The following is a 14,653-nucleotide window of genomic DNA, read 5'->3' as shown; positions in this document are numbered from 1 at the left end:
TGAATCAAAACAAATATAAAAGCCGATTTTCCTTAGGGGAGAGGAAAATCGGCTTTTAGTTTCCAGATGCGGGTACCAAGCGCACCTGGCTTATATGATTGGACTTTTCACCCGATGAGTTGCTTGGCAAGTCCCAATTGATGGTGTACTTGATCAAATCCTGTACCCCCGAGCGAATTTCTGCGCTGAACGGCAGTTTTCGGCTTCAAGGTTTCGTAAATGTCTTCGCCAATCAGTGGGCTCGCATCCTGCAAATCCGAAAGAGGCAAATCTTTTAGGAAATAACCGCGCTGGATGCAAGTGAATACCAGTTTTCCGGTCACGTCATGCGCTTCGCGGAACGGCATGCCTTTTGCCGCCAAATAGTCGGCAAGCTCTGTGGCATTGGAGAAATCCGAATGCACGGCTTTTTCCATCGAATCGGTGCGGACCGTCATCGTGCGGACCATGCCTTCAAATATCGGCAACGAGCCCATCAACGTGTGAACGGTATCAAACATGCCTTCCTTGTCTTCCTGCATGTCTTTATTGTAGGCAAGCGGCAGGCCTTTCAAAGTGGTCAGCAAGCCGAACAAATTGCCGTAGACGCGCCCGGTCTTGCCGCGGATCAATTCCGCCATATCCGGATTTTTCTTTTGCGGCATGATGCTTGAGCCGGTCGAAAAAGCATCGTCCAATTCGACAAAGCGGAACTCTTCGCTTGACCAAAGAATGATTTCTTCGGCGAATCGCGACATATGCATCATCAGCATCGAAGCATTGCTCAAAAATTCTACGATGAAATCGCGGTCGCTGACAGCGTCCAGGCTGTTTTGGTAAACGCCCGAAAAGCCTAATAAGTCAGCCGACATTTCCCGGTCAATCGGGAACGTCGTGCCGGACATGGCACCCGCACCAAGCGGCGACAAATCAATGCGTTTCAGCGATTCGGACAAGCGTTCTTTGTCGCGCTCGAGCATCCAGAAATACGTCAGCAAATGATGTCCGAACGAAATGGGCTGGGCACGCTGCAGATGCGTATAGCCCGGCACAATCGTGTCTACCTGTGCTTCGGCCTGCTCCACAATCGCCGACTGGAAAGCGGCAACCGCTTCGATGATTTCTTTGACGCGATTTTTCAAATACAGATGCATATCGGTCGCTACTTGGTCGTTGCGGCTTCTTGCCGTATGCAGCTTGCCGCCGACCGGACCGATTTCATCGATTAAATGTTTTTCCAAGTTTAAATGGATGTCTTCATTCGAAACACTGAATTCCAGATCGCCGGCTTGTGCTTTTTCTTTCAAAGTCTCAAGACCCGATAGGATCAGCGCCGCTTCGTCTTCCGTAAGGATCTGGCAGGCCGACAGCATTTTCACATGCGCCGTACTGCCTTCCAAATCTTCCATGACTAATTTCTGATCAAAAGAAATTGAAGCTCCGAACTCATCGACCCACTGTTCGGCCGATTTTTGGAAACGGCCTCCCCACAGTTTGGTCATGATTGAACGCCTACTTTCACGTTTTCAGGAACAACGACTTCTTTTTTGTTGACCATGGAGTTAACGACAGTCGGAAGGCCCCATAATTCGATAAAGCCGACAGCCGATTCATGGTTGAACGTATCGTCAGTAGAATATGTCGCCAATTGCTCGCTGTAAAGAGAATTAGCGGATTTACGCCCTTCAATAATGGCATGGCCTTTGAACAATTTCACACGCACTGTCCCGTTGACAAATACTTGTGTTTCTTTCAGGAAGGCCTGCAGAGCCGTACGAAGCGGTGAGAACCATAATCCTTCGTAGATCAATTCCGTCAATTTTTTCTCGATGACCGGTTTGAAATGCGCCATTTCTTTCACCAACGTGATGTCTTCAAGCTCTTTATGCGCCGCAATCAATGTCATGGCCGCTGGAGCTTCATAAATTTCACGTGATTTGATGCCGACCAAACGGTTTTCCACATGGTCGATTCTGCCGACGCCGTGTTTGCCGGCAATTTTATTCAATTCCAGAATGAGGTTCGCGAATGTGTACGAAACACCATTCAACTGAACCGGCACCCCGTTCAAAAATTCGATTTCCACCACATCCGGCGTATCCGGTGTGTTTTCCAGTGAATTTGTAATGTCATAAGCTTCTTCAGGAGGCGAAGCCCACGGATCTTCTAAGACGCCGCATTCGTTGGCGCGTCCCCAGAGATTTTGGTCGATGGAGAACGGGCTGTCCAAATTGACCGGAATCGGCACGTTGTTTTCTTTGGCATAAGCGATTTCTTCATCACGCGACCAAGCCCATGCACGGACCGGCGCTACGACTTCGAGATTTGGATTCAATGATTTAATCGATACTTCAAAACGCACTTGGTCGTTGCCTTTGCCTGTACAGCCGTGGGCAACAGCAGTTGAGCCGGTTTCTTCTGCGATTTCAACCAATTTCTTGGAGATCAACGGACGCGATAGCGCCGACACAAGCGGGTATTTGCCTTCATATAATGTATGGGCTTGAAGCGAAACGAGTGCGTATTCTTCGGCAAATTCTTCTCTTGCGTCAATCATGTAGCTTTCCACTGCGCCAACTTGAAGCGCTTTTTGTTTAATGAAATTTAAATCCTTGCCTTCCCCGATATCCAGGCAAACCGCGACGACGTCGTAGCCTTGTCCTTTCAGCCACGGAATGGCCACCGATGTATCTAAACCGCCTGAGTATGCGAGTACAATTTTTTTATTCAATATGAAAACCTCCAATGTATTTTTATACAGTTATGTGATGTGAATATACATATAATAGCACGTACTATTTATAAGTGCAAGTAAATTAATTCATATTTTTGCATAAAAAAAAGCAGCGTTAGCTGCTTTTACTTTCCACCGACTGTATATTCATGTGTATCCATGTTGATGCGCACTTCCGTCATTTCCCCGTCAATCATATTATTGAACAGGAATCCGATTTCATTGTCCCGCACAATCGGCTGGCCCAGTATGACCAGGCTCGACAATTGTTCCCCTTCTATATAAGCGACAAGCGCTTCGGATTGCTCCGCAGACTCTTCGTCATTCAAAATGGAGACGGTTTGGGCTTCGCCTTCCATAGGAAAGGTTTCGCCGAGCGGACCGTTATAATCGATGCTGACTTTCATGCCGGTTCTGATATCACTGATGACCCCTTCGGTCGTTTCGGTGCCATTATCAAACTGGACCTTCACATCTTTCGGGATCGTAAAATAAATATTATTTACCAGGATCTGATTCTCCTGCGTCACTTGTGTGATGAACCCTTCCTCAGACATTTCCTGCTGTTGCTCGGCAGTCGCTGCTTGCTGTTCTTTTGGCTTGTCTGCAACAGGCTCAGCGGCCTTGTCGTCAGAACACGCAGCCAGAAATAGCAGGCTTGCCATCAAGATGCTTATTTTTTTCAACATAACCCATTCCTTTTCGTTTTAATCTTCGCTGTCTTTATGCATTTTTTGAAAAGTCTAACAGGTTAATTTTAACCGCTGAAAGTCCTCGGTGCAATAAAAACCGTTTAGACTTTCGAATACCGGAAAATCCCTGAATCATCCAGCCGTTCCGTGATTAAACCGTCTTCCAGCAAATAATCAATTTGTCCGATTGTTTCAGACAAGGTCAATCCCAGTTCTTTTTCATACGCATAAGGAAACAGCTGCTTCGTCAAGTCGTATACGTTCTGTTCTTCCTGGCTGAGCATATCGAGCACTTTCAGTGCACGCTGATGCTGCTTCTCTAAACGCCCTGCGACCAGTTCATGGACATTGCGCACTTCATCGCCATGTCCGCTGTAAATCACATCAATCGGCATTTTCAATAAACGCCCCAACGATGCATTGTATTGAAGCAGCGATTTTGGACGGCCGTCAGCAGGATCGAGCGGAGGCTCGATCAGTGGATTCGAAGACACTTTGGCAATCACGTGGTCCCCGCCGATCATTTCTCTGCTTTCGGGATTCCAGAAAGACAAATGGCTTTGTGCGTGGCCAAGCGTTTCCATCGCATGCCATTCTTCATGCCCAGGCAATGCATCGCCTTCATTAATCGACATATCCAGCGGCCGGCTGCCCATTAAATTCAGCGGCCGTTTCATTTTCTTGACCCAGAACCATAGCTCTTCCGGAACGCCTTCTTCCTTCAAGCGTTCGAGATAAAACGCATCGTGGTAATCGAGAAAAGCCTGGTCGCGCCTCAGCCACAAATCATTATAAGGGTGTCCGTATAATTTGGCATTTTCAAAACCGTCTACCCAGCCGGCGTGGTCCGGGTGGTGATGCGTCAGCACAACTTGCTCTACATCTTTCGGTTCAACATGGGCTTCTTTCAGCCCTGCTTTTAACGCAAGCCATGCTTCCGGCGTTTTCGGGCCGGCATCAATCAATGTCAGCATATCGCCCTTAATCAAATAGGAATTCACGTCGCCGACCGCAAAAGGCGTCGGAATAATTATCTTATGTAAACTCATTTCTCCATCTCCCTTGAAACTGAATCGCTATTCACCTATCATACCGATATTTTTCTGTTTCGTCACGCACCAAAGAGCATTTGACAAACAATTAAGACTCCCTCTATAATTCAGGTAATATAGACAAGCGAAGAAAAAGACCAGTACAGAAGGTGATGGTGCCAAGAGAGTGCGCTCCAGCTGAAACGCGCATCCCCGCTCCCTTCTCGAACCTGCTTTCGAGCTGCCGTGCAAACACGGCCGTATCTCTGCGATAAAGAGCTCGAGAAGTGCCGCTCGCCGGCAAATTTAGGTGGTACCGCGGAAACCAAGCGTTTTCGTCCTTGCAAAGCAGGGACGAATGCGCTTTTTTTATTGAAAAGCGGAGGTGCCCGATCAGCTCTGACAGGCATAAGACGTCTTGGCGAAGCGGCATGTTTTCAGCCGAATAGCCAAGACGGCTTATGACCCGAGGAGCTGGGCACCGGAGTCTAGACAACGGAAAAACGGAAACGGCCGTTTAGATTCGACAGGCATAAGACGGATTGGCGAAGCGACATTTTTTCAGCCGCATAGCCAAGACGCCTTATGACCCGAGGGGTTGGCCGCCAGAGGCTAGACAATTGAAACCCAGAGAGAAGCCGTTAAAATCCAACGGCTCTTCTCCGCCCATTACATAAGAACAAAAGAACCCAATCCATCCGTTTACAGAACAGAAAAGGAAGTGACTGCAATGAATATCGTTTGTGTAGGAGCCGGATCCATGGCAGAATCCATGATTCACGGCTGGATCAATAAACGCATACTAAGCCCAAGGAATATTTCGGTAATGAACAAATCGGATTTTGATCGTTTGGAGTTTTTGCGGGATGAATACGGGGTCAATATTGTCCAAAAAGAAAAAACAGAACTGGAAAACGCCGATTTTATTTTACTGGCGATGAAGCCGAAAGACGTGAAAGCTGCACTGGGCGGCATACAGGAGCACTTATCCCCCGGGACCGTCGTTCTGTCGGTTGTGGCGGGTGTCTCGATTCAGACCATCCAAAAGCTGGCCGGTGATTTACCGGTTGCCCGTGCGATGCCGAATACATCGGCAAAAATCGGCAAGTCGGCGACAGGCGTCGCCTGGAGCAAACAAGTGACGTTGGACCAGCAATACGAATTGCGTGATCTGCTTTCTTCGATTGGCAGCGTCACCGTCGTCCAGGAAAGCCAGCTCGATGCCGTAACAGCGGTTGCCGGCAGCGGACCTGCCTTTGTTTACTACTTTGCAGAAGCGATGACCGAAGCCGGCGTCAACAGCGGTTTGTCGCTGGAAGACGCCACTAAACTCGTGCGCCATACGATATCCGGCGCTGCCGACATGCTCCAGCAGGCAGATTTTAAAGAACTGCGGAAAAAAGTGACAAGCCCGAACGGCACCACCGCAGCCGGCATTGCTTCCCTGGAGAAAAACGACTTCAAACGCATCATTGGAGAATGCATAGAGCAGGCATCCAGCCGCTCCCAAGCCTTGGGACGCGAATTTGAATAATTCCTTTTGCTATACTAGATATCGACTCATTTGGCACTAAAGGGGAGGAACTTGTATTGGCTAAATTATTTGAACCACTGACCATTAAAAACACCACTTTTAAAAACCGCATCGTTATGGCACCGATGTGCATGTATCAGAGCGATCAAGAAGACGGCCGAGTGACCGACTGGCACCGTGTGCATTATCCGACGCGTGCTGTCGGCCAAATCGGGCTGATCATTGTAGAAGCGACAGCTGTCCAGCCGCAAGGGCGCATTTCCATGAGAGATTTGGGCATTTGGGATGACAGCCATGTTGAAGGGCTCGCGGAAATCGTCCGGCTGATGAAGCAAAACGGTTCCAAAACGGGCATCCAATTGGCACACGCCGGCCGCAAAGCAGACCTTCAAGTGCCGATCCAGGCGCCGAGTGCCCTTGCTTTTAATGAAAAATACCAGACGCCGAAAGCTATGACGCCTGAAGAAATCGCAGAAACCATCCAGGCCTTCAAAGAAGGCGCAAGACGATCCAAAGAAGCGGGCTTTGAAGTGATTGAAATCCATGCTGCGCATGGGTATTTGATCAATCAGTTCCTGTCGCCGCTTTCCAATAAACGCACCGATGAATACGGTGGTTCGGCGGAAAACCGCTACCGCATCTTGCGTGAAGTGATCGACGCCGTCAATGAAGTGTGGGACGGCCCGCTGTTTGTCCGTATTTCAGCAACGGATTATACAGAAGGCGGCATGACGCCGGAGCAATATGTAGAAATGGCCCAATGGATGAAACAGCAAGGTGTTGATTTGATCGATGTCAGTTCCGGGGCGCTTGTACCCGCACAGATTCCCGTCTTTCCGGGCTATCAAGTTCCGTTTGCGGAAACCATCAAATACGAAACACCGATTGCTACAGGAGCAGTCGGTTTGATCACGAGCCCTTTGCACGCAGAAGAAATTTTGCAAAACGGCCGGTCGGATATGATTTTCCTGGCACGTGAACTGCTTCGCGACCCTTATTGGGCTTACACTGCTGCCAAGGAATTGAATGCCGATATCGAGGCGCCTGTCCCATATAAGCGCGGCTGGGTTTAAGGCAGTTGCAAAATCCCAGGAATTTAGTATACTGAAAGTAACGTAAAAAAAACCGAATGCCGGAGCATTCGGCCAGCTGCATGCCGCACCATGGGCGGTTGGCTGGAAATCTTGGCTTTGAAAATAACCGTCATTCCTCTACCACAAGGGACGGTTATTTTCTTTGTTTATAGCCAAGTCCCTTGCCCGCAGCTGTATATTTATTTTATCACAATAAGAACGTATGTTCTATTATTTCTGTATTTTCAGAACAAAAAGTGTTTAAAAATCCGAACAGATTTAGTATACTGAAACTAGCGTAAAAAAACCGAATGCCGAAGCATTCGGCCAGCTGCATGCCGCGCGTGAGCGGTTGGCTGGAAAACTAGGCTCTGAAAATAACCGTCATTCCTCTACCACAAGGGACGGTTATTTTTTTTCGTTCATGGCCAAAATCATGGAAACGACCAAAGTCACTGCACTGATCGTGAGTCCAATGCTCGTGAAAACAAGAGCAAATGATTCTGAAATCGTCATGTCACCACCCCCTTTCTCCGGGAATGGCCAAACCGTCCTCATGCAGCTGTACCTTTATTTTATCATAAATCGAACGTTTGTTCTATTATTTCCATTAAAAACTTTTTAAAACCAAAAAAAACCATCGATTAACGATGGCTTTCCATTTTTTTCTTTAATTGGCGCGACTGCTGGTTCCATTCGTATTCTGCGAAATCGCGGGCGATCCATGTGCGCGGATGCACGTCTTTCACTTGGGCAATCAGAATTTTTTCATCATCCGGCAAGAACCGAGCGCTGATATGGTTGGCAATGAGTGTTTTCGCGCCGGCGCGTTTTGCTATTTTTGCGGCATCGAGTATGGTCGAGTGGCCATAGTCTTTCGCCAGTTTTTGTGTTTCTGCATCAAAAGTGGCTTCGTGGACGACAACGTCTGCATCCCGGCTTAACGCGACGGCGGCATCGCAATACCGTGTGTCGCCAAGAATGGTGACAACGAATCCCGGCTGGGCCGCTTCTGTAACGTCTTCACTTTTGATTGTGGTGCCGTCTTCAAGCACGACGTCTTCCCCGCCTTTTAGTTTCGCGAGCAGCGGCCCTTTCGGCACGCCGAGAGAAATGGCGCGCTCCATGTTCAATTTTGGGGGCAAGGGCTTTTGCGTGATGCGGAAGCCGTGCGACGGAATGACGTGGTCAAGCAATGCCGCTTCCACCCGCATGGTGCCGTCTTCAAAAATGACGCCCTCTAGTTGTTCGTAAAACACGATCTCGTACGTCAAATGCGTGCGGCTGATGCGCAAGAAAGTTTCCACAAACTCTTTGATGCCCGATGGACCGTAGATTTCCAGCGGCTCGTCGCCGCCTTGGAAAGACCGGGAACCAAGCAGGCCGGGCAAACCAAAAATGTGGTCGCCGTGCAAATGAGTGATGAAAACCTTTTCGATTTTGCGTGGTTTTAACGTGGTATGTAAAATCTGATGCTGGGTCGCTTCTCCGCAATCAAACAGCCAGACTGTTCCGCGCTCTTCCAGCAATTTCAGGGCAAGCGCGCTCGTGTTGCGCTGCTTGGACGGCATGCCTGCCCCTGTCCCAAGAAATAATAATTGCATAAAGTCCCTACTTTCTATTGTGGTCGTGGTCATCAAGAAAATCCTTGCTGAAGCTGGTTTTTGAGTCATAGGAAGTTTTCTTGTATTTGGCGCCGCGGATCAAGACGTTTTTGCCGAATTTCGTTTCCAGCTTGGACATCAAATCAAGAATCGGCTCTTCTTTGGCATGCTCCTGAAAATTAAAAATCGACAACTGCTCGGTCATATCGCCTTTGTCCTTAACGTTCGACACCGTGACGCCGACCAGCCGGAGCGGTTCCCCGTTCCAGTTTTTCGTGAACAATTGCCAGGCGTGGCGGAAAATATCGTCGCTTTTCCAGACGGTATTTTTCAACGTGATGCTGCGGGTGTGGTTTTGCCATTCCGAACTGCGCGTCTGGATGCTGACAGTCGGCCCTGCCAGTTCCTTGGCTTCCAGCCGGTTGGCCACTTTTGCACTCAACTGGCGGAAAATCACCTTCAACTGCTCTTCATCCGTTTCATCGACCGGCAGCGTGGTTGACGTACCCACGCTTTTCGTGTCGTAAATAGACTCGGGATCTACGATTCGATCATCGATGCCATTGGCCCGGTTTTGGAGCCGCAGTCCGTTTTTGCCCATTTTTTCTTTGATGAGGCCGGTATTGGCATTCGCCAGATCCCCAATGGTGTCAATCGACAGCCGCTTTAGTTTCGCCGCGGTGCTCTCGCCGATGCCGTGCATTTCAATGACCTCAAGCGGCCATAACTTTTCCTGGATGTCGCGTTTTCTTAAGATGGTAATGCCCATCGGCTTTTTCATGTCGGATGCCGTTTTTGCCAAAAACTTATTCGGTGCAATGCCGATCGAACACGGCAAATCGAGTTCCGACTTCATGCGCTGCTGGATTTCCTCCGCAATCGACAAGGCGTGGCGCTCTTTTGCAAGCTCCGTCACATCGACATAGCCCTCGTCGATCGATACCGGTTCCACCAGATCGGTATACGAACGCAGTATTTCGAACATCGCTTTTGACGCTGCCCGGTAGCGCTCGAAGTTTGGCGGCAACAAGATCAATTCCGGGTACTTCCGCTTTGCTTCGTGCACCTGCATCGTGGTATAGATGCCATGCGCCCGTGCTTCGTAAGAGCACGTGACAATAATGCCGCGCCGCTCTTTCGGATTGCCTGCAATCGCTATGGCTTTGCCCTTTAAAGAAGGGTCATGCGACTGCTCGACCGAGGCGTAAAAACTATTCATATCAATATGGAAAATCACTCGGCCAGCCATGTGGATCGCTTCACTTTCGTTTTCTTCCAGTTTACCATATGAAAAGCTCGGATGCTTGCTGCTCCGTATTTTCAGAATATCCCTTGTCTCCTTACGACCAACAATGCGAAAAATACGACCAGTAGGGAATCAATTACGACCAGAAGCCGCTGAAATACGACCCGCAGCGAATTGTTTACGACTCACAAGCATTTCCATCTACAAAAAACCGCAGCTGCTGCCGGCTTCCCGGCTGCAGTTGCGGTTTTCCAATCATTCCATTAAATTGTTGATTCCTTAACGATTTCAATCAGCATTTCCGCCAGTTTTTCGAGTTCTTCGATTGGCATGCGCTCTTTTTTCGTATGGATTTCCTCATAGCCGACACATAAGTTAACTGTTGGTATGCCGTGGCCGTTGAAAATATTGGCATCGCTGCCGCCGCCGCTCATCAGAATCGGCGCCGGCCGATTGATATTGGCAGCCGCTTTTTTGGCGATTTCAACGACGCGTTCATTTTCGTCAAAGTGGAAGCCCGGATACATCAGTTTGACCTCTGTTTCCGCATGTCCTCCCATGCGCTCGGCTATTTCTTCAAAGACCGATTCCATATGCGCCGTCTGGGACGCCAGTTTGTCTTCTTTGATGGAGCGCGCTTCCGACAGGATGTGCACTTCGTCACAGACGATGTTTGTCGCTTGTCCGCCTTCGAAACGGCCGATATTGGCAGTTGTTTCTTCGTCAATGCGCCCAAGCGACATTTTAGCGATCGCTTTCGCCGCGATGGTGATCGCCGATACACCTTTTTCAGGCGCTACACCGGCATGGGCCGTTCTGCCGTAGATGGTTGTCCACAGTTTCGCCTGGTACGGCGCAGATGTCACAATGCCGCCCACTTTGCCGTCGCTGTCTACTGCGTAGCCGTATTTGGCAAACAGCAAAGAGGCATCCATTTCTTTCGCTCCGACCAAACCGCTTTCTTCTCCGGCAGTAATGACAAATTGGATATCGCCGTGTTCGATTTGCTGTTCCTGGATGCTGCGGATCATTTCAAACAAAGCAGCGATGCCGGCTTTGTCATCGGCACCAAGAATCGTGGTGCCGTCTGAATAGACGTAACCGTCCCGAATTTCCGGTTTTACGCCTTTGCCCGGAACCACCGTATCCATATGGACGGTGAAATAAATAGGCGGTACGGCAGTTGCCGCTCCGCGCAGTGTTGCAATCAAGTTATTGGCGCCGTGTCCGGTGCGTGTGGAAGAATCGTCTTCTTGCACGTAAAAGCCGAGTTCGCTAAGCTTTTCTTTCAGCACTCCGGCAATTTCTGCTTCGTTTTTCGTTTCTGAATCGATTTGCACCAATTCGAGGAATTCGTTTAACAGTCGATCTTTTTTCATATGTTAGGACCTCTTTCTTTTTTGGGCTTGAGCGCCCGGTTAAATCAATGAACAATCAGCGGGAAACGAAGCTCCCGCTGATTGAAGTTGTTCTTTATAATGGCATATTGCCGTGTTTTTTCGCTGGCCGTGTATCTTTCTTGTTGCGCATCATTTCGAGCGCCTGAATCAATTTGACGCGTGTTTCGCGTGGGTCGATGACGTCATCGACCATGCCGCGCGCTGCGGCCACGTAAGGGTTGGCGAATTTCTCGCGGTATTCCTCGATTTTCGCTGCACGCGTTTCTTCCGGATTGTCGCTCGCTGCAATTTCACGGGCGAAAATGATGTTTGCTGCGCCTTGTGGCCCCATTACCGCAATCTCCGCATTCGGCCATGAGTACACCAGGTCGGCACCGATCGATTTTGAGTTAAGGGCGACATAAGCGCCGCCGTATGCTTTTCGCAGAATGACCGTCATTTTCGGCACGGTCGCTTCTGAATAAGCGTAAAGGATTTTCGCGCCGTGGCGAATGATGCCGCCGTGCTCCTGCTTGATGCCCGGAAAGAACCCGGTCACATCTTCAAACGTGATCAACGGAATATTGAACGAATCACAGAAGCGGATAAAACGGGCCGCTTTGTCCGATGAATCGATATCAAGCCCGCCGGCCATCACTTTCGGCTGGTTGCACACCAAGCCAACCGTTTCGCCTTTAATGCGGGCCAGGCCGACCACGATATTGCGGGCAAATTCCGGCTGGACTTCCATGAAACTATCGGCATCCACCACTTGCTCCACGACTTTGCGGACATCATACGGCCGGATCGCTTCATAAGGTACGATATCGGCAAGATCCGGGCGGTAATCATCTTCGTTATCCACTTCAAGCCGCGGCGGCATTTCTTGGTTATTTTGCGGAAGGTAGCTGATCAAGCGGCGCACCATCTGCAATACGTCCTGTTCGGAATCCGAACGAAAATGAGCGTTTCCGCTAATTGCTGTATGTACTTTCGATCCACCTAAATCTTCAGATGAAATTTTTTCACCTGTCACCGTTTCGATGACTTTCGGCCCTGTAATAAACATCTGGCTCGTTTTGTCGACCATGAAGACAAAATCCGTGATGGCCGGCGAATACACCGCGCCTCCAGCTGAAGGTCCCATGATGACCGAAATCTGTGGAATAACTCCAGAATAAATGGAATTCCGGTAAAAAATATGGCCGTAGCCATCAAGCGATAAAACGCCTTCCTGGATGCGCGCGCCGCCGGAATCGTTCAAGCCGATGAACGGTGCACCGTTTTTCGCTGCCAGATCCATGACATTGGCGATTTTCTGGGCATGCATTTCACCAAGTGCGCCGCCAAACACCGTGAAGTCCTGCGAGAACAAATAAATTGCGCGGCCGTCCACTTTGCCGTAACCGGTTACAACGCCTTCGCCAGGCCCCGGGCCCATCCCGAAATCGGTTGTCCGGTGTTCCACGAACGGGCTCAATTCGACAAATGACCCTTCGTCCACCAACAGTTCGATGCGTTCACGTGCAGTCAATTTCCCTTTTTCATGCTGCTTGTTGATGCGCTCTTCGCCGCCGCCAAGCTCAATTTCGCGTTTGCGGTCATACAACTCATTGATTCTTTCGTAAATGTCCATTTCTCCACTCCTCAATCATTGCTTTTCACAAAGTTCGTATAATACTCCGTTTGATGACTTCGGATGCAAAAAGGCAACCATTGCCCCGCCTGCTCCTGGACCTGCATGCTCGCTCAAAAGCTGGACGCCTTTGTCGCGCAAGTCTGCCATGCGCTGTTCGATGTTTTCCACTCCAAAAGCGATGTGATGGATGCCTTCTCCCCGTTTTTCGATAAACTTGGCAACGGCGCCCGTATCGTCTAGCGGTTCCAGCAATTCGAGCTTGATATTGCCGGCATCAATAAAAGCCACTTTCACCTTTTGGGATGCCACTTCTTCAATTTTCAACAAAGGACAGCCCAGTGTTTCTGTATAGTATGTAAGGACTTCATCAATGCTGCGTACTGCAATTCCAATATGGTCGACTTTTTTCATTTTCTCACTTCCTTTTTTATCTTCTCTATTATTGTACCCATTCCGTTGCTAAAACTAAAGGGGCTACTTGAATATTTGGAAAACGGCAGAACCTGCCGCTACAAATCCGCCTCGATTTATGGTATTATTTCTTAAAAGCCAATATTGGAGAACAAAGGAGCATTACGTTCATGAACAACCCTGCATTCCGTAAGTTTGTCGTCTATGCGATGATTGGCATCATGCTGTTGTCCACATTGATGATGGGACTAAGCTTTGTCATCTAACAAGCAATAATCGAATAAATAAAAAGACAGCTGAAATCATCCGATTTCAGCTGTCTTTTTGTTGGTAAAGCCTTTGTAGGACGATTTGATTTCCAAATAGGTGTCCATTTCTTCAATCACTTGGTAAAGTGCCGCCATCGCCAGGAATTTTTCGTGGCTGTCAGGCAGCGGCATACCGGCAAATTCATCTTTGACGGCTTGCAATTTGCTGATGTAACGGTAAGCGGTATTGCCGGAATGGACGTGGCTCGCCAAGTCTTCCAGAAAATCAGCCACTAAATGCGAATGCCCGATAATGACCGGCAGCGCCGTGATTTTTGGCAGAATGCGCTCAATGATTTCAAGCTGCTGTTCACGCATATCGAAATAATGGTAATACTTATTCTCGAGACGGGTCACATGGTTTTCAACATCCTGATAAGCAAGTGCTTTCGCTTTTTTCAGCAGTTCCGTGCTCTGGGTCAATTCTTTCCCATCCCAGTCCGAATCGCCTTGCCGCAGGAAAATCGAGATTTCCTGGAAAATGGAAGAATAAAGCGATTCGATGTCAGAGCGGTAATTGTTAAGTTTCCCTTCAATGCTCGGCATGTACATATTGACCGCCAGCGCTGTCCCGAAGCCGACAGCCATTAAAGACAGTTCATTCAGGAACAAATCCAGCGTCAGGTTTTTGGAATCGTAAATATGCAGCAAAATGACGGAACTCGAAACAAACCCGTCTGAAAACTTCAAGGAAACGAGCACCGGGATAAACAGCAAAATCATCAGCCCGATCATGAGCGGGTGATAGGCAATATTTTCGAGAAAGACGAATGCAAACGCGATGCCGATCAAGCTTGCCACAAAGCGCGAAAATGCTGCGCGGATGGATTTCTTTTTTGTCGGCTGAATGCACAAAATCGTCAAAATCCCGGCGGAGACATAATAATCCAAGTTGAAAAATTGCGCCAGGGAAATCGCAATCGCCACACCTGCAGCGGTTTTCATTGTCCGATAGCCAATGGAAAATCGTTTCAGTTTCATGTTTTGCCCCTTTTCGCCCGCATAAAAAAACGCCCCTTTTTG

The 14,653-nt window shown here is 48.9% G+C and carries 13 protein-coding genes; 3 read left to right on the top strand and 10 right to left on the bottom strand.

Annotated elements, in window-relative coordinates; genetic code table 11:
• Positions 1 to 107: 107 nt before the first annotated feature.
• The 4 genes from argH to QWY22_RS08725 form a co-directional block, all read right to left on the bottom strand.
• The gene (gene argH, locus QWY22_RS08740; RefSeq protein WP_300984028.1) at positions 108 to 1,481 is read right to left on the bottom strand and encodes an argininosuccinate lyase; all 1,374 of its coding nucleotides are present in this window, start codon (positions 1,479 to 1,481) and stop codon (positions 108 to 110) included.
• Complete coding sequence (locus tag QWY22_RS08735; RefSeq protein WP_300984361.1) at positions 1,478 to 2,713, bottom strand: argininosuccinate synthase; 1,236 nt, start codon at positions 2,711 to 2,713, stop codon at positions 1,478 to 1,480. The genes argH and QWY22_RS08735 overlap by 4 nt, the downstream gene beginning before the upstream one ends.
• A gap of 125 nt (positions 2,714 to 2,838) precedes the next feature.
• Positions 2,839 to 3,402 (bottom strand): hypothetical protein, encoded by a 564-nt coding sequence (locus tag QWY22_RS08730; protein ID WP_300984027.1) that lies wholly within the window; start codon positions 3,400 to 3,402, stop codon positions 2,839 to 2,841.
• A gap of 104 nt (positions 3,403 to 3,506) precedes the next feature.
• Entirely contained in the window at positions 3,507 to 4,454 is a 948-nt protein-coding gene (locus QWY22_RS08725; RefSeq protein WP_300984026.1) for an MBL fold metallo-hydrolase, read from the bottom strand.
• Positions 4,455 to 5,166: 712 nt separating this feature from the next.
• Between QWY22_RS08725 and proC the strand changes: the two genes are divergently transcribed.
• Complete coding sequence (gene proC / locus QWY22_RS08720; protein ID WP_300984025.1) at positions 5,167 to 5,970, top strand: pyrroline-5-carboxylate reductase; 804 nt, start codon at positions 5,167 to 5,169, stop codon at positions 5,968 to 5,970.
• A gap of 56 nt (positions 5,971 to 6,026) precedes the next feature.
• The gene (gene namA / locus QWY22_RS08715; protein WP_300984023.1) at positions 6,027 to 7,043 is read left to right on the top strand and encodes an NADPH dehydrogenase NamA; all 1,017 of its coding nucleotides are present in this window, start codon (positions 6,027 to 6,029) and stop codon (positions 7,041 to 7,043) included.
• Between the two features lie 644 nt (positions 7,044 to 7,687).
• Here the strand turns inward: namA and rnz are convergent.
• The 5 genes from rnz to mce form a co-directional block, all read right to left on the bottom strand.
• Entirely contained in the window at positions 7,688 to 8,647 is a 960-nt protein-coding gene (rnz, locus tag QWY22_RS08710; protein ID WP_300984021.1) for a ribonuclease Z, read from the bottom strand.
• 7 nt (positions 8,648 to 8,654) lie between these two features.
• On the bottom strand, positions 8,655 to 9,896 hold the full coding sequence (locus QWY22_RS08705) for a DNA polymerase IV (RefSeq protein WP_300984020.1): 1,242 nt from the start codon (positions 9,894 to 9,896) through the stop codon (positions 8,655 to 8,657).
• A gap of 260 nt (positions 9,897 to 10,156) precedes the next feature.
• Complete coding sequence (locus QWY22_RS08700) at positions 10,157 to 11,272, bottom strand: M20/M25/M40 family metallo-hydrolase (RefSeq protein WP_300984019.1); 1,116 nt, start codon at positions 11,270 to 11,272, stop codon at positions 10,157 to 10,159.
• A gap of 94 nt (positions 11,273 to 11,366) precedes the next feature.
• Positions 11,367 to 12,908, bottom strand: a complete 1,542-nt coding sequence (locus QWY22_RS08695; protein WP_300984017.1) for an acyl-CoA carboxylase subunit beta — start codon at positions 12,906 to 12,908, stop codon at positions 11,367 to 11,369.
• Between the two features lie 15 nt (positions 12,909 to 12,923).
• Positions 12,924 to 13,322, bottom strand: a complete 399-nt coding sequence (gene mce, locus QWY22_RS08690; RefSeq protein WP_300984016.1) for a methylmalonyl-CoA epimerase — start codon at positions 13,320 to 13,322, stop codon at positions 12,924 to 12,926.
• Between the two features lie 170 nt (positions 13,323 to 13,492).
• Between mce and prli42 the strand changes: the two genes are divergently transcribed.
• A complete protein-coding gene (prli42, locus tag QWY22_RS08685) occupies positions 13,493 to 13,588 on the top strand; it encodes a stressosome-associated protein Prli42 (protein ID WP_300984015.1) in 96 nt (31 codons plus the stop codon).
• 36 nt (positions 13,589 to 13,624) lie between these two features.
• Here the strand turns inward: prli42 and QWY22_RS08680 are convergent, their stop codons facing one another.
• Positions 13,625 to 14,611 (bottom strand): aromatic acid exporter family protein, encoded by a 987-nt coding sequence (locus tag QWY22_RS08680; protein WP_300984014.1) that lies wholly within the window; start codon positions 14,609 to 14,611, stop codon positions 13,625 to 13,627.
• Positions 14,612 to 14,653: the final 42 nt, after the last annotated feature.

This window comes from Planococcus liqunii, from assembly GCF_030413595.1.
Classification (GTDB): Bacteria; Bacillota; Bacilli; order Bacillales_A; family Planococcaceae; genus Planococcus; species Planococcus liqunii.
The sequence above is the reverse complement of the archived record's forward strand: the minus strand, read 5'-3'. Positions and strand labels throughout refer to the sequence as shown.